The sequence below is a fragment of the Sphingobacterium sp. GW821-FHT03E03 genome (assembly GCF_059420745.1).
The window spans coordinates 46,243-71,528 of the sequence record NZ_JBWKUH010000027.1; the positions used below are offsets into that span (position 1 = coordinate 46,243).

Below are 25,286 nucleotides of genomic sequence, written 5' to 3' on the forward strand. Positions count from 1 at the left end.
AGTCATGCAAAATAGAAATATACTTTGGGTAAGTTGTATGGTTATTTTGCTCGCTTTTGGAAAAAAGGCAGCAGCACAAGACCATTTGATTGGTCCGACCCTGAGTTATCAGTTCCAAAAAGGGAGTATTATCAAAACTGGAGCTTATTTTGCATTTCCATTTATAGGTGATAATATCTTGCGGGCAGATGCCACGGCCAACTTCACCTGGACACAAAAGAAATTTGCGGTTGTTCCAGAAGCGGCGTTCACATATTATCCGCAAAGTTATGTACTGACCCCATTTGTGCGCGCAGAAGTGACGCCTTATACTTTCACCCCTAAAGTCGGAGCTAGTCTGGCGACACTTTTGGATATTGATTTTGGATATGGTTTTTCCATCAAAGAAAAAAAAGATTATCGGCCAATGAAGGGATTTACCGTGTCCCTGAGATTCAGTATTCCACTGAACTATAGGCTCAATATGTAACCTCCTCCACTGTATCCTTCTTTCCTAGCCGCCGGGTGCTTGCTTGATAACTTCAGTCCGGATCCTTGTATGTGATTTAATAGCTTCACAAATAGTAATTCGTGCGCTCAATCCTAGGTTATTTATCTAGCCAATTTTTGAAAGCAGAGACTTTCTCCCTCGAAACGATCAGTTCGTCAGATTCGTAATGCTTGAGGTATATTTTTAATCTCGCATTGGAGTGTACAGCGATGCTTTTGATGGCATCAAATTGCACAATAGCACTTCGGTTGATCCGAAAGAAATCTTTGGGCGATAATTGTGGGGTTAAGGCATCCAGTGTTTGGTCTAACAGGTAATTTCCATTTTCATTAGTATGTAAATAGGTGCCTTTGTTCTCGCTGTAAATGCACTCGATCTGTTGGGTGGTCACAACCTTGAGGCTCTGGCCAATCCTGATGGTAAAACGCTCCTTAAATGTTTGGGTGGTGTTTTTAAATAATGCCTCAAAAGTTGCTAGATCAAATGGAGAGATTGGGCGCCTAAACTGCAGAAACTTTTCAATTGCAGTTTCCAGTTCTTCATCTTCAATCGGCTTTAACAGGTAATCAACACTATTTTGTTTAAATGCCCGTAACATATATTCATCATACGCTGTAGTGAAAATGATGGCCGAACTAGGTTTTGTCTGTTCGAGGATCTCAAACGATATGCCATCAGCAAGTTGAATGTCCATAAAAAGTAGATCGGGTTCGTCATTTGACCTAAACCATTCAATCGATTCTTCTACGGTTTGCAGTGTCGCTGATACCGTGTAACCGAGCCGTTCCAATTTTCTTCGGAGCAATCTCGCGGAGGGAAGTTCGTCTTCTATGATTAATATCTTCATTGTATATCTTCGTTCTCATTGATCATCTGATCCCTGAGTGGTTTATTTAGCATTCCGGTCATACCTGCCCGCTTATTACATTTAATTGCTACTGGTATTTGGTTCATTATATTTAATGGCCTCCTAGACCAGACTGATCTTGATCGTCAAATGCTATTAGCATTGACTTATGTTTGAATTAGCTGATTTTCATGCTACTATTTCGGCAATAATTGGCAGCCCCACAGAAAACAGATCAGCGCTCTCCTGAATGTAAACTGGTCGATCGGATAGTAATGCATAACGCTCCTGGATATTTTTCAAACCAATTCCAGCGTTGCTGTTGAGCCCTTTCTTTTTCTGTAGATTGTTCTCAACATATAAATAATCGTTTTTACGATAAATCTTCAAGATTAGTGGGCTCTTTAACGAAATAACATTGTGCTTGACTACATTTTCAATGAGCAATTGAAGAGAAAGCGGTAAAATAAAACCACTGATCTCGTCTTCATGAATATGTAGATCAATCTGGATACCTGCTTCAAACCGTAGGCTCAGAAGATTCAAATAGGCTTTTGAAAATGTGAGCTCTTCCTGTAAGGAAACAAGACTCTTGTTTTTGTGTTCAAGCACATAGCGGTATATCCTTGACAGGTCTGTTGTAAACAGGCTAGCCTTTTTGGGATCCTCTTCAATCAACCCGTTCAGCACATTTAAGCTGTTGAATAGAAAGTGTGGATCCAATTGGTTTTTTAAAGATTCGAATTGGGCAGTTATCTGTTGTTTTTCCTGCTCAGACTCTTTAATCTGATAGTCCTTGAATCTTTTGTAGAAATAAAATCCAAAGAAAATCATTGAAATACACCAGGAGATAATCGCAAGCTGAAAGTAGTAAGCAAGACGCTGTTGATTAATGAAATGATTGAAGCGCTGGAGAAAACCTTTTGAACCGGTCGGGGTAAACAGGCCGGAAAAAAAGGCATTGACAATAAAAACAACTAGTATGGTCAAGATGAAACTGATACTATAAAAAGCAATCATTTTTTTTCCAAACTCTTTACTGCTTGGGTATTTGTCCGAGACCCATTTTGATAAATAGCCATGCCCTAGGAAAAGAAAAAATCCATACAATAAACCTCTAACCATATTAGGGTGCAGGATAATGGATAACAAAGGGATATCTTTATGATCGAGCTTGGCTACAACTAAAAAGTAGATGGAGACAACCACACTTGCTAATATGGCCTGAATAATGGCTTTAAATGGAAATCTCTTCACAGCAATATTATTTGCATTCCTTCAGTATTTGCTCTGCCCGATCTTTGCCCCAAGAAGGTGTAAAGGGAGCGGTCGGCTTTTCTTCATTGAATAAAGATAGTGCTTTCCTGACATCCTCACACTCTTTACTGGTCTCCTGATTGAAATATTTTTTGGCGTTTATCTGGAATTCAGCTAGCCCCAACGCCGCTCGTGGATTACTAGGCGTTATTGCCAATGCTTTTTTATACAAACCAATAATGATCGGTGATAGCTCCTTGGCTTTTGTCATGGGATCGGTGACCATGAATGCGGTTTTATTCATTGCCCGCAAAACAAGCCATTCTGAGTTATTGTCCTGCGTACTGTTATTCAGGATGTCTTCGGCAGATTGTATATATTTTGTCTGGGCTTCCTTATCCTTCTCCCTAAAGGAAGCTGTCGTCAGGATCATTGCTTGATAATAGGCCGGAATCCAATTGCCCTTTTCGGCTTGGCTGATTCGTTCCAGTAGTGCAGATGCTTTCTGTATCTCTCCAGACTGCCACAAACTCATGGCTTGCCCCATACTTTTTTCATAATTGCTTTGTGCAAATGTGCTGCTGCTTATGAAGCAGATAATGGCGATAATAATTGATTTCATGATCTTTCGTTTTGTAGTTAACATTTTTGATTCTTCGATAGTTGGTTCATGTCTTTTTGAACTCCCGTGAAATTGCCAATAGTTGCTTGCAAAGGGGAATAATTTTGGATGAACCGACATATTTTGATGATGAATTGTTATAGATTGTCTAGTTGATTGTCTTTCTCATTTTTACTTATTGTCCAGAAATAACCTAAAAAAACAAAGCGTTTAGCTGTTGGTACAATTGCTCTACGCTCATAAGTGCCCTGTGTATTAGACTGGTCTGCATATTGATAACCATAGATCGGTGAAGCTCCAAGCACATTACTGACAGAGAAATGGATAATTTTTTGCTGACTGTGGAGGAATGACCAACTCATGGATAGATTATTATATCCTTTGGTGCGGCCATTCATAAAGGTGGTCTGGTTCGGGTCATTGTAATTTCTTCCTGAGACAATCGAATTTGTCAAACTGAGCTGTGATCGAAGGCCTGCAAGCCAGTATTTTCCAACGATAAAAAGGCTATGCTTATAGACATAAGAGGGAGTAACTGTATGGGGATAGTTCGCTTCATTTCTTTTGCTGTCCGTGTATGCGTATGAAATCCAGTATTGTAGATTCTTTACGCTACTGGTATTTTTGTAAAATACATCAAAACCTTTGACCTTGCCGTTGCCATTGTTGTCATATTGACTGTCGTACCTTGCTGTTTGGCTGTTGTATTTTATAAGGTTATCGTATGTTTTGTGGTAGGCTTCCAGACGCAAGAGGTGTCCACCCTTCTCGTAAAAGTAATTCGCGATATAATGTCTGGCGGCTAGCCAATCCAGCTGACGATCATATTTTAATAGTGTACTGGGGGCTTGTTGATGAAACGTTCCATAGGCCAGCGAGAGCTGAGTATACTTGTTCAAAGCGTAGCCCAAGGAAGCTCTTGGTTCTATTGTTTTTTTGCTTTGTAAATTGGATGTAGTGCCCCGTAGGCCGATCTTTCCAATAAGGTTAGGTAATAGGCCAAAAATGGTTTCGGTAAACAATGAAGTCATTTTGCTATGATATCCATAGCTGTAGGCGAGTTCTTGACGATGGTATTCTTCCTTGTAATTGTTGTCAAAATATTCTATTCCCCAAATGCTTTTTATACTGTTTTTCCAGGTTTTTCTTAGTGTCCCTTTTACATGGAGGCTCTTTTCGTCGTTGGGCAGGTAAATATCACTGTAATGGAGCTTGTCTGTCAGATAGCCTATTCCAACACCTGAATGGAATGCCCAGCGATTTCCTAGGTCTTGACTATAGGTGATGTTGGCGTAGCTATTGTTGGACTTCTTTTTCAATGGGATAGGCTCTTCGTAATTGATGTCGGATTGGTAAAGCCCCATATTCTCAAAATTGTACGCCCCATAAATATTTAGAAAACCTTTTTTAAACTGGTGGCGATAGATCAGTTCCCCGGAAGCGTTTTCATAGGGCTTGGTCCATCTGATATCGGGGGTAATGATTTTTGAATAGGGCTTTAAGTTTGTATAGCTGCTGTTGAATGTCAGTGAGTTTTTACCCCATTGCAATGTATGTCCTAGACCTAATCCTACCGAGGATAAAGAAATTTCTGTTTTGGGCTGTTCAATAGTGTTTTCTGTACTAAGTGCCAAAATGCTGGATAAGGCATTACCAAATTCCGCAGAATAACCTCCGGTAGAAAAATTGACGCCTTTAAAGAGCATTGGTGAGAACCGACCCCTGACAGGAACTTCATTTGGGCTTGCGGTATAGGGCTGTGCTACTCGTATCCCATTGATGTAAGTCTGTGTTTCGGAGGCATCTCCGCCGTGAACCATGAGACGGCCGTTTTCTCCCGCAACTTGTGCTCCCGGTAATGTTGCCAAAGCGCTAATGATGTTGCCCATGCTTCCTGCTGTCGTGACGATGTCCAAGGGGCTCATCACCGTGTTTTTGCCTGAGCTGTTGGCTTGAAGGACCCCTGCCTGAATACTGACCTCTTGCAATCGATTCTCACTACCCTGCAATTGAATGATCAAAAGTTCTTTATATGGTAATTCAATAGTTTTGCTATACAGTGGACGACCTACAACGGACGCTTTGACTGTCTTGACACCCCGCTCATTGGTTTCAAAAGTAAAATTTCCGAGCGAGTCTGTTGTGCTCCCATCGTAGGTACCTTCTATATAAACATTGGCTAAATAGATAGGTTTACCATTTTTCTCTACTACCCTGCCTTTGAGAATAGATTGAGCGAAAATGGTAGTGGTACTTAAAAATAGTATGGTTAATAGCAGCTTCATTTTATTGACTTTTATCCAAAAATGGAATGGAGCAGCTGCTTCCACGAAAAAGAGTGGATGAAATGTCAAAATATTATGATGAAATGTCGTATTCCGATTTTATGCTGTAAATTAATGCTTGGAATGAGAACCGATCGTGATAACGAGCGGTGTAAATTAAGTCACAGAAAGATGCGAATTACCATTTTAGATGACTATCAAGATGCTGTCCGACAGTTGGATTGTTTCAAAATACTTGATGGTCACGATGTTCAGATATTGAAACAATCCTATATAGATCCGGCTCTTCTGGCCGAAAAGCTTGAAAATACAGAAGCCTTGGTATTGATCAGAGAGCGAACGAAAATCTCTGCTGATCTGCTCAATAGGCTTCCAACTCTCCAGCTTATCAGTCAAACCGGTAAAATTTCCAACCACCTTGATCTGGAGAGCTGTACTGCTTATCAGGTTGCTGTCGCAGAAAGTATGGGATCGCCGATTGCACCTGCCGAGCTGACCTGGTTATTAATTATGAATGGTTTACGGAAGCTGCCGCAAGCGATTACAGCGATGAAAGCGGGGCAATGGCAGACGAATATTGGCCAAGCTGTGGCCGGGAAGACGATAGGTATATGGAGCTACGGAAAGATCGGGCGCCGGGTTGCGCAGTATGCCAAGGCCTTTGGTGCGGAGGTGATTGTGTGGGGTAGCGAAAGTTCCCGGGAAGAGGCAGTGAAAGACGGATTCTTAGCCGCGTCTAGTAAGTCGGATTTCTTTCATTTTGCTGATGTCGTATCATTACATCTAAGATTGGTGCCGGAAACCCGAGGTATAGTAAAGTTGGAAGATCTACGTTCCATGAAACCATCCGCGCTATTCGTAAATACTTCGCGTGCGGAATTGGTTGAACAAAATGCACTTCTGGATGCTTTGAAAAGCGGAACTCCTGGCGCTGCAGCAGTGGACGTTTACGAGACAGAGCCTATTACAGACTCCAATTATCCATTGTTGCAGATGCCGAATGTGATTTGCACACCCCATTTGGGCTACGTTGAAGAAAATGGCTACGAGCAGCTATTTAAGTTGGCTTTTGAGAATATTGTTGCTTTCGCACAAGGAGCCCCACAGCATATTGCCAATCCGGAGGTGTTGGAGGACTAAGTATATCACCCCTAAATATTTAAATGAAGAATTTTACAAAACTTGATCAGCCTACTGCACGATGCATCTATTTGGATGGAAAGGAATACCTTTTTTTTGGAGGAACTTCCTATTTAGGGTTGGCGACCGATAATGAATATATCGAACTTTTCATCGAAGGGTTAAGGCGTTATGGTGTTAATAATGGCACTTCTCGAAATAACAATGTTCAGCAGGCTATATTTGACCAAGCTGAGGAATATGCGGCCCAGCGATTTGGATTTGAGTCTGGATTATTGCTGTCAAGCGGTTACTTGGCGACTCAATTTGTTGTCAAAACGTTATCACAAGAGGGAGAATTGCTTTATGCGCCTGCTAGCCATCCTTCCTTGTGGCTTGACGCAAACCCTGGCATAATAGGGGCTTTTAGGGATTGGTGCTTGCGTACTGTCGATTATATCAATCAATCCAAAGAAACATCTTTTGTTATTGTTAGCAATAGCCTGGATAACATGACTCCTGAAAGATATGATTTCTCTGTCTTTGATGGAATTTCGGCAACTAAAAGGGTCACCCTTTTGTTGGATGATTCTCACGGGATCGGTGTGCTGCATGAAAATAGCATCTCACTGGTGGAGCGTGATTTTGCAAGGGGAAATATGGAGTTGATTGTTGTTGCTTCTTTGGCAAAGGGCTTAGCGACAGACGCGGGCCTGATTTTGGCCAGCCAGAAACGGATAGCACAGCTGAAAAAATCAAACTTTTATACTGGAGCCTCCCCTAGTTCCCCCGCGAGTCTTTATGCTTTTGTAAATGGGGAGCAGATCTATCGTAAGCAATTTGAAAAATTGCAGGCAAATATTCTTTATTTCGCATCCCTTTCACAAGGGGATTTAAATAGCATTGCTAATTTCCCCGTATTTTCTTCCAGTGATATTAGTCTCTATGAAAGGCTGATGGAAGCAAGTATATTGGTCTCTAGTTTTCCTTATCCCCTTCCGACAGATCCATTATTGAATAGAATTGTTGTCAATGCACACCATACTCGGGAAGATTTGGAACGTATTGGTCATGCAATTGGCATATCTTGATTTTTTTATGACATCCAATGAATCAACTTGTTGTAAATTAGGAAATTGTTGTTAATTTTGGAATTTATTTAGCGGTTTGTTCGATGTGAAATCTCGTTAATTGATTGTAAATGTTTGGCTTTTGGAAGCTTATTTATCAAAAAAGTGTTTAAATAATTTCCATTCCTCATTTTAAAACAATACTTTTGCATCCCCAAACATTAGTTGGCTTAAGGGTTGAAAAATAAATAATTACAGTAAAATAGATATGACTAAAGCAGAAATTATTGCAGAAATCTCTAACAAAACTGGCTTAGAGAAGGTAGATGTTCAAGAGACCGTAGAGGCGTTCTTCAAAGTTGTCAAAAACGCAATGATCGGAGGAGAAAATGTATATGTAAGAGGTTTTGGTAGCTTCGTAGTCAAAAAAAGAGCTGAGAAGACTGCAAGAAACATTTCAAAAAATACAGCAATCATTATTCCAGAGCACTTTGTTCCTAGCTTCAAGCCAGCTAAAATTTTCGTTGAGAAAGTAAAAAACGGCAATAAATAATCTTAAAATAGATTAAAATGGCAAAAACCAAACAAATAATAGTCATAGGAGCAGTAGTAGCCTTGGTTGCTGTGCTATTTGCGCAGCCTATTAAAGGTTTGGTGGACAAAGAAAAACAAACTGCTGCAGCATCTGAATCGAAACCTTCCAATGAAGTAAACTTGGAAAATATCTCTTCGATGACAAAACAAGGTTTAGATGCTAGTTTAGTCAAAGAAATTTCCGATATTGAGGCCCAGGTTGCAAAAGCTTCCGGTGAAGATAAGATAAAGCTGTTGCAACAGTTGGCAAATAAGTGGGACGATGTCGCAAAACCAGCCCCTCAGGCATTTGTGTATGAGGAAATGGCAAAGGTTTCTCCTCAATTTGAATATTGGTTGAAAGCGGGTAATGCTTATCGTGCTGCTTATACTAATTTGCAAGATTCTACTTTGGCTCAAGCTCTTAATCAGAATGCAATTCATGCGTATGAGGCGGCGCTAAAAGCTAATTCAAGTAGTCTTGATGCAAAAACAGGATTAGGTGCCGCAATGGTATCAGGAACAAACAATCCAATGGCAGGTATTGCTTTATTGCGTGAAGTTGTTGCTGCTGATCCGAAAAACTTAGAAGCGAATAAAACTTTGGGATTGTTTTCATTACAGTCCCGTCAGTTTGACAAAGCCATCGAGCGTTTTAAGACCGTTATCGATCAAAAACCCGATGCAGAGTCATACTTTTACTTAGCCACAGGCTATGAAAATATTGGGATGAAAAAAGAGGCCGTAACTGCTTTTCAAAAAAGTAAAGAGTTGGCAGCTGATCCGTCCCTATCACAATTCATCGACCGTAAGATCGGGGAATTGAGCAAGTAATTAATTTATTATTTTATAATCATTAAAAAATTTAGCTATGCCAAGCGGAAAAAAAAGAAAAAGACACAAGATGGCTACTCACAAACGTAAAAAACGTTTAAGAAAAAATAGACACAAGAAAAAATAGTCTTGTGTTAAGCTTTTAAACATCTTGGCCCATCTTGCTGAGATAGCTTTACGAAACGATCTACATGTCTTTAATGGGTGTGTAGATTGTTTTTTTCGTAACAACGTTCTTTAAATGTTTAATCGGATACCAAAAATTGCGATAGGATATTGCATAGGTATCAAAAATGAGTAGCTTTTGGTAAAGGAATTAATTATCGATTCAACTCCTGATAAAGGGGTAACTATTGCTTTACTACAAGACAAGCAGCTTGTTGAACTTAACCGTGAACCCGCAAATAACAATTTCGCTGTCGGAGATATTTATCTTGGACGTATCAAGCGGATTATGCCAGGGCTGAATGCGGCTTTCGTAGATGTAGGCTACGAAAAGGATGCTTTTCTACATTATCTAGATTTGGGTCCACAAGTTCAATCTTTGCTAAAGCTTACGCGTATAGTAAAGAATGGCAGTTATCAAGAGAAACTGCTCAATAGTTTAAAACTTGAAAAGGATATCGATAAAGCTGGTAAGATCTCTGATGTCTTGAGCAAAAATATGCTCGTGCCAGTACAAATCGCCAAAGAACCCATCTCAACAAAAGGACCTCGTCTGAGTTCAGACCTTTCAATTGCAGGTCGTTTTGTCGTTTTGGTACCTTTCTCAAGTACTGTTTCCATTTCCAAGCGTATCAAAGGTAGTAATGAGCGCAACCGCCTCAAAAAGATTGTCGAAGGAATTAAACCAGCTAATTTTGGTGTAATTATCCGTACGGTCTCTGAAGGAAAGGGTGTTGAAGAACTACAACGAGACTTACTGGACCTGATCTCAAAATGGGAGCTATTTACCAAACGTCTTCGTAATGCTGAACCACCACAAAAGGTTCTCGGCGAAATGGATCGTGCATCCACGATTCTCCGGGATATCCTAACGGATGAGTTTTCGCATATTTATGTTAATGATCCTTCGATCTTCGAAGAAACAAAATCATATATACACGATATATCTCCAGATTTGGAGAAAATTGTAAAACTTTACAAACATAAAGAACCAATTTTCGACCATTTTGGTGTTGAAAAGCAAATCAAGGCAGCTTTTGGCAAAACTGTTACATTGCCCGGTGGTGCGTATCTCGTTATCGAGCATACCGAAGCCCTACATGTAATTGATGTCAATAGCGGTAACCGTTCTGCCAATAAGGAGAATCAGGAAGATAATGCATTGCTGGTCAATATGGAAGCAGCAAAAGAAATCGCGCGGCAACTGCGTTTGCGTGATATGGGGGGAATTGTAGTCATCGATTTTATCGATATGCACAAGCCTAATCATCGAAAAGAGTTGTATACGTTCTTAAAAGAATGTATGGTGTCGGACAGAGCGAGACATACGATTTTGCCACCAAGTAAATTTGGGCTAGTGCAGATCACCCGTCAACGTGTAAGACCTGAAATGAATATTGTCACAAACGAGAAATGTCCGGCTTGTGATGGTACAGGTGAAATCCGATCAAGTATTGTCCTGATGGATGATATTGAAAATAATTTGAGTTTTATTCTTCAAGAACAGAATGAGAAAAAGGTGACCTTATGTGTTCACCCATACATAGACGCTTACATTAAGTCTGGCTTGATTTCTAAAAGAATGAAATGGTTTATGAAGTACGGTAAATGGATTAAAGTAAATCCAATGACGTCATATTACCTAACTGAATTCCACTTCTTCAATGCGAAAGATGAGGAAATCAAGTTATAATAGAAAGAGATTAACGAAAAGGGTTAGTAGCAATACTAGCCCTTTTTTGTTTATATCCAATGAATCTTGATCCCATCTTTTTCCATTTTCCGGAAGTACGTCATTTGACGTTTGGCATAACGATGTATTTCTGTTTCTAACTTTGTGAAGAAGGAAGCGTAGTTCAACTGTCCAAGGAGATAAAAAGAAGCATATTTATATTCTAGTCCATAATATTGTAATTGCTCATGGGAAATCCCCTCGGCTAATAATTGTTCGACTTCTTGCAGAAAGCCGTTTTCTATTCGCCCATTTAGTCTCTTACTGATGCTTGATCTTCTTTTTTCAAGAGGCGGATTTAGTCCAATAACAAGAGTCTCAGGAGCTTGCTGCTCGGGTTTGAAGCCTGGATTTTGTCTGAGAAACTCTAGTATCTCGATGGCGCGGATGATGCGTTTATTGGTAGAATGATCTATCTGGAAGTCCAAGGGACATGTGTAAGCATTTACCCGTTCCACTAATTCTGATTTAGTCTGGTCCGAGAGCGCTTCTTTGAATCCTTCGATGCTCGGAATCAGTGCATAGGGAGCTCGTTGGATAACGCTTTGCAAGTATAAACCCGTCCCGCCGCATAAGATTGTATGTTTGCCTTTTTTTAAAATGGATTGATAGGCCTGATTGAAATCAGTGATAAAATTTCCAAGATTGTATTTTGCGCCGGGTTCTTGTATATCGATAAGATGATATAGAATGTCTTGATATTCAGTAAGGTCTTTTCCGGTGCCGATATCCATACGTCTGTAAATTTGCCGGGAATCCGCACTTATAATTTCGGCATCAATTTGTTGGGCAAGTTGTACTGCCAGTTTGGTTTTTCCTGAGGCTGTTGGTCCCAAAATAACGATTACTTTCTCTTTTGGAACAGTTGCCCGCTCCAAAAGAGAAAGTATATGTTCTAATCTGTCTATCACACGACAAATTTAGTCCATTTTTCTGTTCCTTCGTTATTTTTTACAACAGTATCAATAAAAGTCATACCTCTTACACCATCGTAGACAGTTGGAAAATCTTGTTCTTCAGCTGTTGGGGTTCTACCTTCTCGTTTTGCGCTGACAGTTAACGTAAAGTTGCGATAAATGTTTGCAAAGGACTCCAATAAACCCTCTGGGTGACCTGCAGGGATACGTGTATTATGTGTAGCAAAAGAACTCAATGTATATGGAGCTGCATAAGCATTTCCTGTACGGTACAATTGGCGAGGCTGATCCAGCATTTTGATGATCAGGTTGTTGGGGTCTTCGTTGGCCCACTCTAGCCCTCCTTTTTCACCATAAATACGGATACGGACTGCGTTCTCCTCTCCTGCTGAGATCTGTGATGCCATTAATACACCTTTTGCGCCATTTTCAAAACGTAACAATACCGAACCATCATCATCCAATAAACGGCCTTCAACAAATGTTGTCAAATCAGCACATAATTCTTCGATTTTTAATCCTGAAACATATTCCGCAAGATGAGCCGCATGGGTACCGATATCCCCCATTACCAAAGATTTGCCTGAGCGTTTTGGGTCTGCGCGCCAGGCAGCACCTGCATTGCCCTCACGTTCGGTTAAACGGCTTAACCATCCCTGTGGATATTCAACAACAATTTTTCTTATTTTACCAAAGTGGCCTTCTTTCACCATTGCTTTGGCCTGTTTTACCATTGGATACCCCGAATAGGTATGTGTCAAACATAGGGTACGACCTGTGCGCTCTACAGTCTCCTGTAACTCTTTTGCTTCTTCAACTGATACAGTCATAGGTTTTTCAACGACAACATCGAAACCTTTTTCCAAGGCTAATTTAGCTGGGGCAAAATGTAGAAAGTTAGGAGTAACAATAGTTACAAAATCCATGCGTTCTCCATCAGGAAGCAAAGATTCTTTCTCGATCATCTCTTCGTAGGTTAAATAGACACGCTCGGGAGCTACAAATAAGTCTTCTCCAGATTGTTTTGAAATCTGTGGATCGATGCTAAATGCACCACAAACCAACTCAATCTTGCCATCCATAAAAGCGGCGATGCGGTGTACAGCTCCAATAAAGGCGTCATTTCCGCCTCCGACCATACCCATGCGAAGTTTTCTCTTCATAACGTTATTATTTTTGATTATTTATTTTTTTTCAAACTATTACAGTGTACAATATACACAATTTAGCTTATTTTATATATAAAATCATCTTGATGCTTCCCATGTTTTCCTTTGGAAAGCCAATTGGGATCCGCTCCATTAATGCTTGTAGTTCTTCGTCGGAGCGATAGGTATATCGATGTATTCCCGCTATCCAAAAGTTAATAGGTGTCGTAATTTCTTTTGTTGTAAAACCGATCTTTTCCAACGAGGAATGTTGACTCCAATCCCGGTCGGTATATGTCATGATATCCCCCGGCTGGAAATCTTTAGCGAATGCGGTGATTAATTTGCTTAGCCCGCCGATCACGTTATAACCAGATTTATTGCAAAAGCGCAATAATTCAAAGGAGCGATATTCTTCTCTTTTATCATTCATACGGCGCCCACCAGAAAATACAGCAACGGAAACGAGTTCACCTTGATCATATAGTCCATACCGATATTTTCCGGGGAGAGCTGTCTGCAGATGATGTTCCACGAGGAACTGTTGAGTTACTTTTTTATCAATGCGGGCAACGACAGTTTTCCGTGCATAGATACGTCTATTATTCTTTGATTTAGCAACGATGCGCTGGACGATGAGATCGAATTTTTGCGCTAGTTGGTCTTCATCTATATGAATGCCATGTTCAGGGGTATGATAGCGTAAAAATCGCTCATTAGGGTAAATAAATATATTTTTTGTTATTTCAGTAGCGGAAATTTGTATAAATCCATCAAGTTCGATCAGGGGTAGTTGTACTTCGAGCTGTCGTTCGAGGTCAATTTTGAGCCGAATAGCCAAGTCTTTAAAGGATGGAGTCATAAGACAAAAGTAACTTTTATGGAAGTTTTGACGAAATATTCGCTTTTAATAATTATCCGTACCTTTGTGCAAAATATAATAGTACTATGAAACTTCCGATAGTGGCGTATGGCGACCCTGTATTGAGAAAGGTCGCTGAAGAAATAGATGAAGACTATCCCGATTTAAAAAAATTGATTGATGATATGTATGATACCATGTATGCCGCACATGGTGTTGGGATTGCAGCACCACAGATAGGTCTGCCAATACGAATGTTTGTTATTGATGCGACACCATTTGCAGAGGATGACGAAGAGAATAAAGAAATGCTTAAGTCTTTCAAAAGAGTTTTCATCAACCCGATTATGGTCGAAGAATCCGGTGAAAAATGGGCCTTTGGTGAAGGTTGCCTAAGTATACCAGATATTAACGAAGACGTGCTTCGTCACAAAAATATTCGCATTAATTATTTGGATGAGAATTTTGAAGAACATGAAGTGGATCTAACTGGACTGGCTGCACGTGTCGTTCAACACGAATACGATCATCTTGAAGGTAAATTGTTTACGGACAAACTAAGTACACTTAAGAAAACAATGTTGAAGAGCAAATTGGATGCGATTGCCAAAGGCAATATCCGAGTGAGTTATAAAATGAAATTCCCACAACAAAAGAAAAAGCGTTAGTCCATACTAACGCTTTTTCTTTTGTTGTTAACAGCAATAATTTCCAAATCTCACCTATCAATCCAAGCGGGGAAGATATAATCTGTATTTGACTGCAGTCATCCGAACAAGGAAAACAACACCGGCAGCAATAAAAGCGGCCCAGGATAAATCAAGATTGAGATGAACGAGTAGAATATAGATCAGTCCACCGGCCAGACAGGCTGTTGCATAAACTTCCTTTTTAAAGATCAGTGGTGTCTCATTGAGCAGAATATCACGTGTCATGCCTCCACAAACAGCTGTAAACATTCCAAAAATAATTGCCGCATAGACATTACTCTCATAGTTCAATGACTTTTGTACCCCTAAAATGGTAAAGAAGCTGATTCCTATGGCATCAAAAAGTGTTAGGGTACGATAGTAACCATAGAGCTGCCGATTGAATACAATAGCAATCAAGATGCCCAAGAATATGGCTATTAGATAATTGCTATCGTTGACCCAAACGGGACGTAGGTTTAAAAATACATCTCGCATGGAGCCTCCGCCAATAGCTGTCACAAAGCCCAGAAAGGCAGCTCCAAAGATGTCGATATCCTTACGTTTTGCGGATAAAGTCCCCGATATTGCAAAAAATAAGGTGCCAAGCAAATCGCTTAAATAAAAATAGTTGGCATCAGTTATCATCGTAATACTGTTTTTTAAATATTTTCCTATTTATTCACTCTACTGCAAAGAGAGATTTCGACAAATTTAGGAGAAATCTCTGTAGTTTAGGTTTACTGTAAGACGAATAGCCTTCAAACCTACAATTCCCTGCACATCTTCCAATTTGAGATGTTCTACGGTGCTTTCAATTATTCCCATATCATAGATAGCTTGTATGCTTAGATTCAGGTCTTCTAAAATCTCATCCGATAAATAGACGATTGCTATTTTGTTGGTCTGAGTAAGCCTCTCCTTTGTACGTTTTATCCGGATCTTATCTATTCTTTTTTTGATGATTTCGTAACGGATATTTAATGATCCTTCTACATCGAATCGACGTTCGTCTTCCCGAAAACTGATATCAATACTGTGCGGGTTGATGAAGATAAGTTGTGTGGTCTGTAGAGCAAGCGGTAGATCACGCTTCACATGATGGGCTTTTAGGGCAATTCTGGCCATGGATATAATTTGTTGCCTCCTAAAGACATTGATAAACTCATAACTAAAAAGTTGCTGGGGCGTAATGGATTCCCCAACATAAATATCATACTCAATACCATCTGTTCTAAATTTTTGAAAGTAAGACGGATAATTGCCCTGAATGAAGCTGTTGAAATGATTGAGTTCTTTACTGATGATATGGTTTACTTGACGCAAAGAGGTTTCAAATTCATTCCTATAAAACTCGCCTGTATCACGATTGGTAAAAAAGTGTCTCGCATAATGCTCGATAATGGCAAGCTTTGTTGGGAATTGTCTTCTCGCCTCATCGAGAAATGGTTGAACATCCTTTCTGAAAAACTCAATAATCTTTACCATAGACTCATCAAAGGATATATGGTCGAGCGATTCGGTAATCTGATCTACGCGTTTAGAAAAAGCGACAATTAATTGATGTGTACCATCCGAAGACAATTCGTCAATGAGGAGAGCTAGTTGTTTTACTTTGAAACTAAAGTCTTTTAAGATGGATGCATTACGGATGACTGTAGAATCTTTTACATCAATGGCACCATAGAGAGGATATACCTCTTCAAAAATAACCGGTTTAATATGCGCATTTTGTTCGTCATTTTCGAATTCTTGAATATACTGAGCGGCAATATGGTTAAACTTCCACTGTACGGCTGGCTGTATTGTTGTAAATCGGTTAATGATAATCTCGTCAATACGTTTTTTGAATTCTGTCGTGATATCATGTGATAACTGGGATAGTAGCGGTACAAGCTCACGAAGAGAGTGTATTGTTTCATTATCCAATTGATCCAGTTGATGACTGTAAATTTCCAGAATGCCAGACAAATCATGATTATGTATCAACGGAATGCATAGATAGGTCCTGACTCCGGATGTCTTAATGCGTTCTTCAAAAATGGAAGTGGTATTTTTAATAGCATCCATCGTATTGTAGAAGATGAGATGCGGATGTTTTAGATAATTGGCGACTTCTGGATTGATGTTGGTATAGCTGTTGTTTGCGTAGGTTTCCGAAATTAAAATACTTTTGTTGGTAATAGAATAATCAAAAAATGGTAGCCCATTTAGCTGAAACAATGGAAACAGGCTGAAAACCGTATCTGAACCCTTCAAGATCGGAGCAATAATTTTTTCGAGATCTGATAGGAAGAGATGGTAATTATATGTTGCGAGATCCAATAAAATAGATTGTATCCTCTTGACAGTATGCTCTAAACTGCTTTTCCTGACAGTGAGGATGGTAAAGCCCGATAGCTCAAAATCTTCGATCTTAATTGTATTGACAACAATATTCCAATCGAATAAAGAGGTATCATTGGCATTTTTGGTCAGAAGCCCTACATCAAATTGTGGAAGTTCCTTTTTTGGTTTAATATCAACAAATTTGAAATCTATATTTAAATCGTAATAATCAATGATTTCGCCCTGCTCATTTAAATGATAGTAGACGATTGTATTATTTTCTTTGGCAGGAAGTCCATATAACCGTTCGAAAATAAGGGCATACATCAGTTTTTCCTGATTGTTCAGGATGCCTCCATCTTGCATTTGATCTCGAAGATCTTGTTCCTCCAGCTCATTTTTCCAGAGTTCGAAAAAAGCTTCTGTACCATAAAATGTTTCTTCCGCAAGTGGTGTTGCAAGTGCCCAATATCTTTTGGGGTCAGTATCAATTAGCGATACTGAAAGGCTGTAAATGAGCTGTAAAATATCTTTATAAGCGCTTAAGTTTTGCTTACATAGCCTACCGCTGACCTGTTCAATCTCTCTGATGCGTTCTAGGGCAAATAATGGAATCATGTCATCTGTAGATACATCGCCTTCGGTAAATGACTCTAGATAACGAAAAAAAGGTTCGAAATGGAGCTTCTTCTCGATATTATATAGCCTGCTTTCGCTTTTGGCTAGTCGTATATTCTTTATTTCCATTTATTGAACACTTTTAGAAACGGAAGCCGGTACTAAAATAGGGGTACCAACCGTCATTAGATTTGGCCATCACAAAGTGAAGAGGTAATGCATTGGCGATGATATAATAAAGTCCTCCACCGAATCCTTGATGGACTGTCTTACTGTTATGATCTTTTGCCCATACTTTCCCGATATCATACACCCCCATGATCCCTAGTTCTCCGGGTAGAACGTAGCTTTTTACCTCATGAATCTTGACGCGGGCTTCTAGGTTGTTGTATATCATTTGCTCGCCAGCAAATCTATATTGACGAAAACCACGAAGATTCTCATGACCTCCTAGAAATAGATATTGATAGAATGTAGGATTGCCCACCACCGTTCCCCCGCCTACTCTATTTGCGAATACGATGCCTTCATTCAGGGCACTAAAATAGCCTGTCATTTCTGCGCTTAGTTGGCCTGAATTTCTCGAATATTTATTTAAGCCCAAAAAAGAATGTAGTGCTGCCTTGATAAATAATCCTTTACTTGGATTGATCTTGCGGTTACGTGTATCTTGCGTCAGAAAAGCATTTAGTCCAACGAAAGCTTTGTCATTGGTAATAGAAACACTATCGTAAGAATGGAGCGCTTGCGGATTTAAGATAAAACGGTCCTGATTTTCAATTGGATCCAGGTGATAAAACTGGATATGGGGACCAATAGCATAATTCAGCGTAGACGAAGGGTGCCACCTCAGTAGTGGATTGACATTGAAAATATTGAATCTGCTACGGTAGTATTTAGCGCCATACTGATCTTTTAGAAATAGGGAATTGTTGCCAACACCAAAAAAGTTTTGCGTATTGTCGGGCGCTTTTGCTAATGCATCAATGACGAAGTCTGCATTACCTATTACATCTTCCCATTCGCCACGATAATGAATTTTATAGGCCCCTGTTCGGAATGCCGCGGCCACAGTAATCTGCTGTTTATAGGTAAAAGGAGCTTTTCTAAAACCCCGCTGATGCGTATATGCTGCGCCAAGTCCGAGAGAAAAGCCATCATCAGCGTTATAACCCGCTGTTAACAAGGGTAGCCAAGAGTTGTATAGATTGACGGGAACGAACTGTGTATTCGAGCTGTCCTTACCTTGATGTAGCCTGATTCGACCTTTTTCTCCTAAAAAAGTGGAGTTGCCCGTATTCTCATAGAGCTTTATTTTTGAGTGGCTGTTATTGATTACATAGGTCTTTGGCAGACTATCGCCAATAATGCGCAGTTTTATGGGCGAATTTACATTATTTATGGATACCGAGTCCTGACCTTCAGAAAGGTATAATCGGATTTCTTTTGTTAAGTTCTTTTCATAAGTCTTGTCCATTAGGGTTTTAGTCACCTTTCCATCTTTGTTTATTTTGGACACAATGATTTTTAAGCCCTCATCTGGGGTACTTGCAATCTCGACCTTTTCGTTCTTATCACTGAAATGGATATCGACAATATTATTGATAAAACGATAATACTCTTCCATTGCCGCCGGCAAAGCATCGCGTCTGCTTTGAAGGATGCGGAAAATCTGTTCTCCCCGAATAGCGATGGATGATTGTGGTAAGCTTTTGACAGATTGCCAGAGTACCGAATCTGTCAAATTGGAGGCAAACTGATTTACTTCTTTTGTCCATTCCTTGTGGGAGAGCTGATTGCTTGGATGTGCATTTAAAAATCTAGATTTGAAAAGGGAGTATCTGATATTTGGAATGCCTTTTGTAAAACCCTGCATAACGGGGTTGACAAACTGTTGATAAATATCTTTCATCAAAAATCCCTGTGTAACACGCAGGGCCTGATCTCGATCCCGAGGGATCGGAATATAATCCTTGTCTTTATCATCAGTATCCTGATTTTCATTATACCAACGCCACTGATCTTCATGACGATCCCAGTCACTTACAATTACATCCAGCATACGTGCCCTCAGGTATGCCTTGGGTTTAAAATCATCATCATTGTCTTCTTGAAGCTTGCGCACGGCCTTTGAACTATTATCGGAGTCGCCCATAGGCTCTCGTTCTTCCAATAGGGCAATAGTGTGTTCGAATAAAGGAGCATACTCGCCAAGGATTGTATCTGGTGCAACGACTCCTATAACGGGATGTGCATGTGGAACATTCACCGCATTAGCCAGCGCTGGAATCATCAATGCTGAATAAGGATGTTGTGCGCTCGTTGCATCATCCAGAACATCCTGTACAAAGGTGCCATGCAATTCTACTGGGATCAAAGACTCTGTTCGCTTATTTACTGATCGAAGCGCCCATTCTCTACCTGTTGGGTCTGTCAACCTGAGCGAAATGGATTGCATCCCTCCGCCCTGTTTAACAGGGGTCAGACCGCCGTATAATCGAGAGAGCTGTAACACAGGTAAGGTGGTCTCGGCAGCCCATTCTCTACGATAATTTTCTCCAAGAAATGACTTCTTAAATCCACCCGCCTTTCCATACTTTGCATTTGCTACAACAATAGTACTGTCTTTAATCACGGCTTGTATCGGAGATTTTTCTTTGTGTGTGTCGATTGTCGAATTCAACTTATTCTTCTGCTGAGAATAAGCTTGTGTAGCGAGAAAAAGTAAAAAGAATGGTAAGGCCCGTTGCATGCTTATTATTTTTCAAATTTATAAATGATTCCTTTGTCTTGATCGCCAGCTTCGCTACTGATGTAAAGATTGGATTTTGAATCAAAGTTGATACCTTCTGGTTGCGGAAATAGCTTTGGATCCAGCGTTGTTATAGATTTGACATGGAAATTTTCATCTGTTACAACAAGGGCCTTGTCAATGGAAGATAAAATGTACCATTCATTGCTATCGGTTTTCTTTGCAAGGGCTGAAGGTTTGAATGTCTTTTTGATTTTGGGATTAAATTTTTTCAGTTCATCAATCTGAATTGCAAATTCACCTTGTGGATTGAACTTGCCATCGGCGCCAATGGAGAAAATATATCCCGTAGTTTGTGACTGTTTTTTGTCTGTACGACATTCTTTACAGAGTACATAGGCAAGGTTACTTGTTTTGCCTACAAAAAGCCCTTCATATTCACCTTTGGGTAAAATATCTTTTTGTTCGGCGACCGTCTGTATGTTATCTTTCTCCGTGATGGGAAAGGAATAGACAGCCCCATTGCTCTTTAAAATAAAGAAATGCGTTTTACTAATACCGATATCTTCGTAATCACCATCCTTTCCAAATGGATTGAATATAAGCTTTTGAGTGGACAAATTGTATTTGAAAAGTAGCCCCTGTTCGTCCTGAATGGCATAGATATCTTGGTCTTGTCCCTCAAGAAATGCGATACCTGATATTTCGAGCAGTTCATCGGGCAAATTTATCTTTTCGCCGGATGATAATCTATAGGGAATTGCCTGTTGCTGTTGTTTATCTGTTGTAACGTCGGTTACATTAGCCGTACGTTCTTTATTCGCATTACTGGGGTTACAAGCCAGCAATACCGTGGAAATCATTCCTAAAGCAAGAGCGGTTAATCGTGTAGCGTCTTTCATGAATTCAGTTGTTTAAGTAGTCAACAATTTGTTGCTGTGATTTATTGCCAATCGGATGTTCTACAGGTATATTTTGCCCCGTCTCATCAAGGAAAGTTGCTTCAATATCGTCAGCAAATTGAATTTCAAATAGCTGCTGAATCTTGCTGGCTAAGACTGGTTCCGTCATCGGGAAACAGGTTTCTATCCGATGGTAGATATTGCGATTCATCCAGTCTGAGGAACCTAAATACACCTTTGTATACTCTCCATATTGGAATATAAAGATTCTCCCATGCTCTAGATATCGCCCTACGATCCGTTTTACTTCAATGTTTTCACTTAATCCCTTTACCTGGGGTTTAAGCCTGCAAATTCCTCTGACCAATAATTGTACCTGCACACCAGCCTGACTGGCTTCGTATAATTTATTGATTAACGATTCTTCTTCTAAATTGTTTAGCTTAATTTTTATCGAAGCAACGATGCCCATCTTTACCTGAGCGATGGTTTCATCAATCAAAGTGACAAAAGTCTGCCTTAAATTGAATTGAGCAATTAAAAGCTCTTGAAATGGAATATCCGTTGGGCTGTTCGGTTTCTTTCTGTTGGGTAAAAATTCAAATAGCAGGCTTAGCTCTTCTGTTAACAGGCGATTGGATGTCATTAAGAAGTAATCGGTATATACCTTGGCGGTTTTCTCATTTAAGTTGCCTGTTCCGAATAATGCACTCTCTTTTCCATCTTTTCGTTTGACAAGGGCAATTTTAGCATGCACTTTAAGGTTTGGGATACTATAGCTGATCGTTACCCCCTGCTCTTTCATAATTCTTGACCAATGTATATTATTGGCTTCATCAAAGCGTGCTTTTAACTCAACAAATACATTCACTTTTTTGCCATTCTTTGCTGCGGTAGCCAAGGCTTGAGCAATATGCGAATCGCTGGCAATTCGATAGAGCGTGGTATGGATCTCCTCAACATCAGGGTTTATTGCTGCCTCATTAAAAAACCGAAGAATAGGATCAAATGATTCATAAGGAGTACAGATTAAAATATCATGCTGATCGAGCTGGTCAAAAATGGAATTTTCAAAGTCCTGATGTGCGACTATCTGCTGCTGTTTTGGAAAAGACAATTCTCCCTTTTTTATTGGGAAAGAGAAAAAATCCTTCAAATTATGATAATATCCACCAGCGACAATGCTACTTTTTCTTAAGTCAAAAAGAACGGCGAGCCTTTCGGTAATTTGGTTTGGAAAACCCGGTTGATGTAAGAATCGAGTTGCATAGCCAAGATCCCTCTTCTTGACCTCTGCCTCTATTTTCTGCGCTATATCACCATCAAATTCGTCTTGTAAATTGAGTTCAGCATCCCGAGTGATTTTGAAGGAATAGAAATTTAAATTTTCTTTCTTTAGTAAGTTTGGAAGAAATAGTTTGATAATATCATCGATGAAGACTACATATGTTTTACTATTGGCTTGACAGGTAAAAAAACGATTAATGTGATCCGAGGGTATGTTGACAATGAACAGCTCTGTCGTAATCCTATCTGTTAACGCAAAATATAGCTGGTTGTTGATCGGGAAAAAGGAAAACTCTTCGTTTACAGGAATTATTTGCAGATAAGAAGCTATTGTATTAAAAAAATAGTTAGCTACAAGAGGTTTTATCGCTAATGGAATCTCCTGATTATAGATTAGTGTAATATTTTCGTCCGCTAACTGATGAATGATATCAGTTAAAAGGAAACCGAATTTTTCCTGTTGCTTATCGATTATTTTAGATGCCTTTTTGTAAGTCCCAATATCAAGATTTGGGACGATCTGGTCATTAGTCTTCTTTTTAATTTTCTTCCAGGCCATCAATACAGGCATCCGTACACGGTAGAACTCATCTAAGTTTGAGGAAAAAATGGCGAGGAACTGTAGTTTTTCCAATAGCGGGACTTCCGTGCGTTCAGCCTCAGTAAGTACTCTGTCATTGAAGGAAAGCCAACTGATATCTCGGTTGATATATAGGTCTTTTTTTTGCATCTGAAAAATAATCTAAGCAGCAATGAATTTAAAGGAGCTTTATCTATATTTATAATAGTGTTGCAACAACAAAGGTAATAACAGAGATAACCAGGCCAAACATAAAAATGCCATAGGCATAACGTAATAACTTATATTTTCTGCCTAGCACGACTCCTTGGGAATAGACATCTTTTGTAAGCATGCCGTATAAAAATTCGGAATCGATCATTACTTTTTGCATGCCTTCATTATAGTCGTCGAGTTTCATTTTGTAAAAGTTCCCGAAGAATAATAGATTGACGGTTTTATTCTCAATCTCCTGTTTTGTGAATTTTCCAGAGGGTATTTTCGGAATTGTCGATAGGATGGCCATAACCATTGTTGCCACAACACTGACGGTGAGAATTATCGTTGGGAAGATGAGATGTTCGTTACTATCCAATTTCCTAAATAATACCGCAATAACGACAGATAGAATAATGGAGTTAACAGTCAATAAAATATTAGCTTTATTATCAGCCATATCACTCAAACGTTGGTTGTTGGACGATGTTATCCGGAACATTGTTTCTATACCACGTTCAGGTTTGACACTTTTATCTTTCTCTTTTTTTGTTTCTTTCTTGTCGTCTTTTTTCTTGCCCTTGGATTTTTCCTGTTTTCGCTCCAGTTCTTTTAAGTTCTCTTCTTTCTTTGCGTTGAGCTTTTGTTGGGCATAATCTGTATGGTAATGATGACTTGACAAAAGTTTTATAGTGCCAGCACGCCAAACATCCTTATCGATTTCTTTACCTAATACAGCCTCTGCTTCAGTCTTCATCAGTTTATTCCTGTTTTCAAAGTCCTCTCCTCCAAAATGGAACAAGTCAGCGTCACAAAGAATTTGCTCCAATAGATTGTTTGGGTCCTGGGGCATTCTGGTGGCGAGGATACAACCTTTGATTTTTTCTTTTACCTCTTCTGGTACGCCTTTATCCTTTAGGAAGTCTAAAGCGATCTCTACACTTCTTTTTTCATGGCCAATCGCATTGTCAGATTTTACATAACCTAAATCATGAAAGTAGGCTGCACTGATCACTATAAAATGATCTTCGTCATTTAACTTATAAAACGAGGAAATCTCATCTGCAGCTTGTACTACTGAATGTGTATGTAGGCTGTTGTGAAAACAATGACAAGAGGAGATATTCTGTATAATATAAGCGTTAGAAAATTCTTCTACCTGTTTTAAAAGTTCGTTATAATCTATCATGACTAATATGATGTTTATTTACAATAAAAGTATTCAATATCTTTAACATCTTATATACAAGTGATCCCTTTTCGTAATTTTTTAATCTAGATCAAACGGATATTCCTAATTAGAACCTGAAATCATTTTTTTGTGATGATTAAAATCTTTGTCAATACCCCCATCAGGGATATCTCTGGATCTGGTGGATCTCATGTTTTCCGGAGTAAAACGACTAGGTTGGCTATAGCAGTAATATGATGCTGAATTATTCTTCAAACCTGCGATTCCGGCCAGTGAGGTCGAGTATTTGGTCTATTTTGCTGTTTTTTAGGCTGCGGTTGGAGAACTGTTCGGCCCCGAATCGGGCTTTGAACGTACCTCAGTGCAGATTCTAGCTATGCTAGATCGTACTGCGAGTGCGGTTTTAGCGTGCTGGACTCGGACTCACCATGGACTCACTACGGAAACAGCATGGATTTATACCAAGGCTGTCCCGACTGTGGTATGGCTTAGGTCTGCCCAAGAGGTTGATCGGAACTGGAGCATATATGAAAACCCAATCGTTCTATAGCTCGAAAATTAAAGAACTGTCTTCGTGGTTACCCCATTGCTGCCCGTTGTTATGGACAAGTTTGTCATTAATTTAGTAATAACTTACTATTAATTTAGAGTACAGTTAGGTATTGATTAGGTTTTATCTAAGCAAAACCTAAACTATACCTAAACAAAACCTAACTAAACCCTAACTAAACGATGAATTTCTGCTGACCTTGAAGACTCCACTTTTGCATTATCTTTCTGCAGTCTCCGCGGTCTGTTTCCGGCCTCGGTTTTTATGCCTGT

Annotated in this window: 20 protein-coding genes; 7 read left to right on the forward strand and 13 right to left on the reverse strand. The window is 39.5% G+C overall.

All coding sequences use genetic code 11. The features are described 5' to 3' along the window. Nucleotides 1-4 precede the first annotated feature (4 nt). Nucleotides 5-469 carry a hypothetical protein gene (locus tag AC07UV_RS21525; protein ID WP_282251510.1) on the forward strand — a complete coding sequence of 155 codons (465 nt, stop codon included), beginning with the start codon at nucleotides 5-7 and terminating at the stop codon, nucleotides 467-469. A 118-nt stretch (nucleotides 470-587) separates the two neighbouring features. On the opposite strand, the gene AC07UV_RS21530 is transcribed toward AC07UV_RS21525, so the two are convergent. The 4 genes from AC07UV_RS21530 to AC07UV_RS21545 all read right to left on the reverse strand — a co-directional run bounded on the left by AC07UV_RS21530 (nucleotide 588) and on the right by AC07UV_RS21545 (nucleotide 5,501). Next, the gene (locus AC07UV_RS21530) at nucleotides 588-1,337 is read right to left on the reverse strand and encodes a LytR/AlgR family response regulator transcription factor (RefSeq protein WP_495185240.1); all 750 of its coding nucleotides are present in this window, start codon (nucleotides 1,335-1,337) and stop codon (nucleotides 588-590) included. A gap of 189 nt (nucleotides 1,338-1,526) precedes the next feature. After that, nucleotides 1,527-2,594: a sensor histidine kinase gene (locus tag AC07UV_RS21535; protein WP_495185241.1), complete on the reverse strand. Its 1,068-nt coding sequence runs from the start codon at nucleotides 2,592-2,594 to the stop codon at nucleotides 1,527-1,529. Between the two features lie 7 nt (nucleotides 2,595-2,601). Beyond that, entirely contained in the window at nucleotides 2,602-3,216 is a 615-nt protein-coding gene (locus AC07UV_RS21540; RefSeq protein ID WP_282251516.1) for a hypothetical protein, read from the reverse strand. 137 nt (nucleotides 3,217-3,353) lie between these two features. Further along, the gene (locus tag AC07UV_RS21545) at nucleotides 3,354-5,501 is read right to left on the reverse strand and encodes a TonB-dependent receptor (protein ID WP_495185242.1); all 2,148 of its coding nucleotides are present in this window, start codon (nucleotides 5,499-5,501) and stop codon (nucleotides 3,354-3,356) included. Nucleotides 5,502-5,672: 171 nt separating this feature from the next. Between AC07UV_RS21545 and AC07UV_RS21550 the strand changes: the two genes are divergently transcribed. The 5 genes from AC07UV_RS21550 to AC07UV_RS21570 all read left to right on the forward strand — a co-directional run bounded on the left by AC07UV_RS21550 (nucleotide 5,673) and on the right by AC07UV_RS21570 (nucleotide 10,955). Next, complete coding sequence (locus AC07UV_RS21550) at nucleotides 5,673-6,641, forward strand: D-2-hydroxyacid dehydrogenase family protein (protein ID WP_495185243.1); 969 nt, start codon at nucleotides 5,673-5,675, stop codon at nucleotides 6,639-6,641. 23 nt (nucleotides 6,642-6,664) lie between these two features. Further along, the gene (locus tag AC07UV_RS21555; RefSeq protein WP_495185244.1) at nucleotides 6,665-7,711 is read left to right on the forward strand and encodes an aminotransferase class I/II-fold pyridoxal phosphate-dependent enzyme; all 1,047 of its coding nucleotides are present in this window, start codon (nucleotides 6,665-6,667) and stop codon (nucleotides 7,709-7,711) included. A gap of 247 nt (nucleotides 7,712-7,958) precedes the next feature. Then, complete coding sequence (locus AC07UV_RS21560; RefSeq protein WP_028071165.1) at nucleotides 7,959-8,243, forward strand: HU family DNA-binding protein; 285 nt, start codon at nucleotides 7,959-7,961, stop codon at nucleotides 8,241-8,243. Nucleotides 8,244-8,260: 17 nt separating this feature from the next. Then, on the forward strand, nucleotides 8,261-9,097 hold the full coding sequence (locus tag AC07UV_RS21565) for a tetratricopeptide repeat protein (protein WP_104384819.1): 837 nt from the start codon (nucleotides 8,261-8,263) through the stop codon (nucleotides 9,095-9,097). Between the two features lie 304 nt (nucleotides 9,098-9,401). Beyond that, the gene (locus AC07UV_RS21570; protein ID WP_077436961.1) at nucleotides 9,402-10,955 is read left to right on the forward strand and encodes an Rne/Rng family ribonuclease; all 1,554 of its coding nucleotides are present in this window, start codon (nucleotides 9,402-9,404) and stop codon (nucleotides 10,953-10,955) included. A gap of 50 nt (nucleotides 10,956-11,005) precedes the next feature. On the opposite strand, the gene miaA is transcribed toward AC07UV_RS21570, so the two are convergent. From miaA to AC07UV_RS21585, 3 genes are all read right to left on the reverse strand, one after another. Beyond that, entirely contained in the window at nucleotides 11,006-11,905 is a 900-nt protein-coding gene (miaA, locus tag AC07UV_RS21575; protein ID WP_282251522.1) for a tRNA (adenosine(37)-N6)-dimethylallyltransferase MiaA, read from the reverse strand. Continuing rightward, nucleotides 11,902-13,074, reverse strand: a complete 1,173-nt coding sequence (locus AC07UV_RS21580) for a Gfo/Idh/MocA family protein (RefSeq protein WP_282251523.1) — start codon at nucleotides 13,072-13,074, stop codon at nucleotides 11,902-11,904. Before AC07UV_RS21580 ends, miaA begins: the two co-directional genes overlap by 4 nt. 67 nt (nucleotides 13,075-13,141) lie before the next feature. Then, nucleotides 13,142-13,921, reverse strand: a complete 780-nt coding sequence (locus tag AC07UV_RS21585) for a hypothetical protein (protein ID WP_495185245.1) — start codon at nucleotides 13,919-13,921, stop codon at nucleotides 13,142-13,144. 86 nt (nucleotides 13,922-14,007) lie between these two features. Here AC07UV_RS21585 and def point away from each other — a divergent pair, with 86 nt between their 5' ends. Beyond that, on the forward strand, nucleotides 14,008-14,589 hold the full coding sequence (def, locus tag AC07UV_RS21590) for a peptide deformylase (protein ID WP_495185246.1): 582 nt from the start codon (nucleotides 14,008-14,010) through the stop codon (nucleotides 14,587-14,589). Nucleotides 14,590-14,646: 57 nt separating this feature from the next. On the opposite strand, the gene AC07UV_RS21595 is transcribed toward def, so the two are convergent. From AC07UV_RS21595 to AC07UV_RS21620, 6 genes are all read right to left on the reverse strand, one after another. Continuing rightward, complete coding sequence (locus tag AC07UV_RS21595) at nucleotides 14,647-15,258, reverse strand: trimeric intracellular cation channel family protein (protein ID WP_259184793.1); 612 nt, start codon at nucleotides 15,256-15,258, stop codon at nucleotides 14,647-14,649. Nucleotides 15,259-15,324: 66 nt separating this feature from the next. After that, complete coding sequence (locus AC07UV_RS21600; RefSeq protein WP_495185247.1) at nucleotides 15,325-17,685, reverse strand: GAF domain-containing protein; 2,361 nt, start codon at nucleotides 17,683-17,685, stop codon at nucleotides 15,325-15,327. A 13-nt stretch (nucleotides 17,686-17,698) separates the two neighbouring features. Continuing rightward, on the reverse strand, nucleotides 17,699-20,308 hold the full coding sequence (locus AC07UV_RS21605) for a BamA/TamA family outer membrane protein (protein ID WP_495185248.1): 2,610 nt from the start codon (nucleotides 20,306-20,308) through the stop codon (nucleotides 17,699-17,701). Nucleotides 20,309-20,313: 5 nt separating this feature from the next. Continuing rightward, entirely contained in the window at nucleotides 20,314-21,210 is an 897-nt protein-coding gene (locus AC07UV_RS21610; RefSeq protein WP_495185249.1) for an SdiA-regulated domain-containing protein, read from the reverse strand. Nucleotides 21,211-21,214: 4 nt separating this feature from the next. Then, nucleotides 21,215-23,227 (reverse strand): polyphosphate kinase 1, encoded by a 2,013-nt coding sequence (gene ppk1, locus AC07UV_RS21615; RefSeq protein WP_495185250.1) that lies wholly within the window; start codon nucleotides 23,225-23,227, stop codon nucleotides 21,215-21,217. A gap of 49 nt (nucleotides 23,228-23,276) precedes the next feature. Next, nucleotides 23,277-24,461 (reverse strand): Pycsar system effector family protein, encoded by a 1,185-nt coding sequence (locus AC07UV_RS21620; protein ID WP_495185251.1) that lies wholly within the window; start codon nucleotides 24,459-24,461, stop codon nucleotides 23,277-23,279. Between the last annotated feature and the right edge of the window lie 825 nt (nucleotides 24,462-25,286).

What these genes read in the sequence shown, in the direction of transcription:
- AC07UV_RS21525 (WP_282251510.1), top strand. Translation starts at nt 5, where the DNA reads ATGCAAAATAGAAATATACTTTGGGTAAGTTGTATGGTTATTTTGCTC.
- AC07UV_RS21530 (WP_495185240.1), bottom strand. Translation starts at nt 1,337, where the DNA reads ATGAAGATATTAATCATAGAAGACGAACTTCCCTCCGCGAGATTGCTC.
- AC07UV_RS21540 (WP_282251516.1), bottom strand. Translation starts at nt 3,216, where the DNA reads ATGAAATCAATTATTATCGCCATTATCTGCTTCATAAGCAGCAGCACA.
- AC07UV_RS21545 (WP_495185242.1), bottom strand. Translation starts at nt 5,501, where the DNA reads ATGAAGCTGCTATTAACCATACTATTTTTAAGTACCACTACCATTTTC.
- AC07UV_RS21550 (WP_495185243.1), top strand. Translation starts at nt 5,673, where the DNA reads ATGCGAATTACCATTTTAGATGACTATCAAGATGCTGTCCGACAGTTG.
- AC07UV_RS21555 (WP_495185244.1), top strand. Translation starts at nt 6,665, where the DNA reads ATGAAGAATTTTACAAAACTTGATCAGCCTACTGCACGATGCATCTAT.
- AC07UV_RS21560 (WP_028071165.1), top strand. Translation starts at nt 7,959, where the DNA reads ATGACTAAAGCAGAAATTATTGCAGAAATCTCTAACAAAACTGGCTTA.
- AC07UV_RS21565 (WP_104384819.1), top strand. Translation starts at nt 8,261, where the DNA reads ATGGCAAAAACCAAACAAATAATAGTCATAGGAGCAGTAGTAGCCTTG.
- AC07UV_RS21580 (WP_282251523.1), bottom strand. Translation starts at nt 13,074, where the DNA reads ATGAAGAGAAAACTTCGCATGGGTATGGTCGGAGGCGGAAATGACGCC.
- AC07UV_RS21585 (WP_495185245.1), bottom strand. Translation starts at nt 13,921, where the DNA reads ATGACTCCATCCTTTAAAGACTTGGCTATTCGGCTCAAAATTGACCTC.
- def (WP_495185246.1), top strand. Translation starts at nt 14,008, where the DNA reads ATGAAACTTCCGATAGTGGCGTATGGCGACCCTGTATTGAGAAAGGTC.
- AC07UV_RS21595 (WP_259184793.1), bottom strand. Translation starts at nt 15,258, where the DNA reads ATGATAACTGATGCCAACTATTTTTATTTAAGCGATTTGCTTGGCACC.
- AC07UV_RS21600 (WP_495185247.1), bottom strand. Translation starts at nt 17,685, where the DNA reads ATGGAAATAAAGAATATACGACTAGCCAAAAGCGAAAGCAGGCTATAT.
- AC07UV_RS21605 (WP_495185248.1), bottom strand. Translation starts at nt 20,308, where the DNA reads ATGCAACGGGCCTTACCATTCTTTTTACTTTTTCTCGCTACACAAGCT.
- AC07UV_RS21610 (WP_495185249.1), bottom strand. Translation starts at nt 21,210, where the DNA reads ATGAAAGACGCTACACGATTAACCGCTCTTGCTTTAGGAATGATTTCC.
- ppk1 (WP_495185250.1), bottom strand. Translation starts at nt 23,227, where the DNA reads ATGCAAAAAAAAGACCTATATATCAACCGAGATATCAGTTGGCTTTCC.
- AC07UV_RS21620 (WP_495185251.1), bottom strand. Translation starts at nt 24,461, where the DNA reads ATGATAGATTATAACGAACTTTTAAAACAGGTAGAAGAATTTTCTAAC.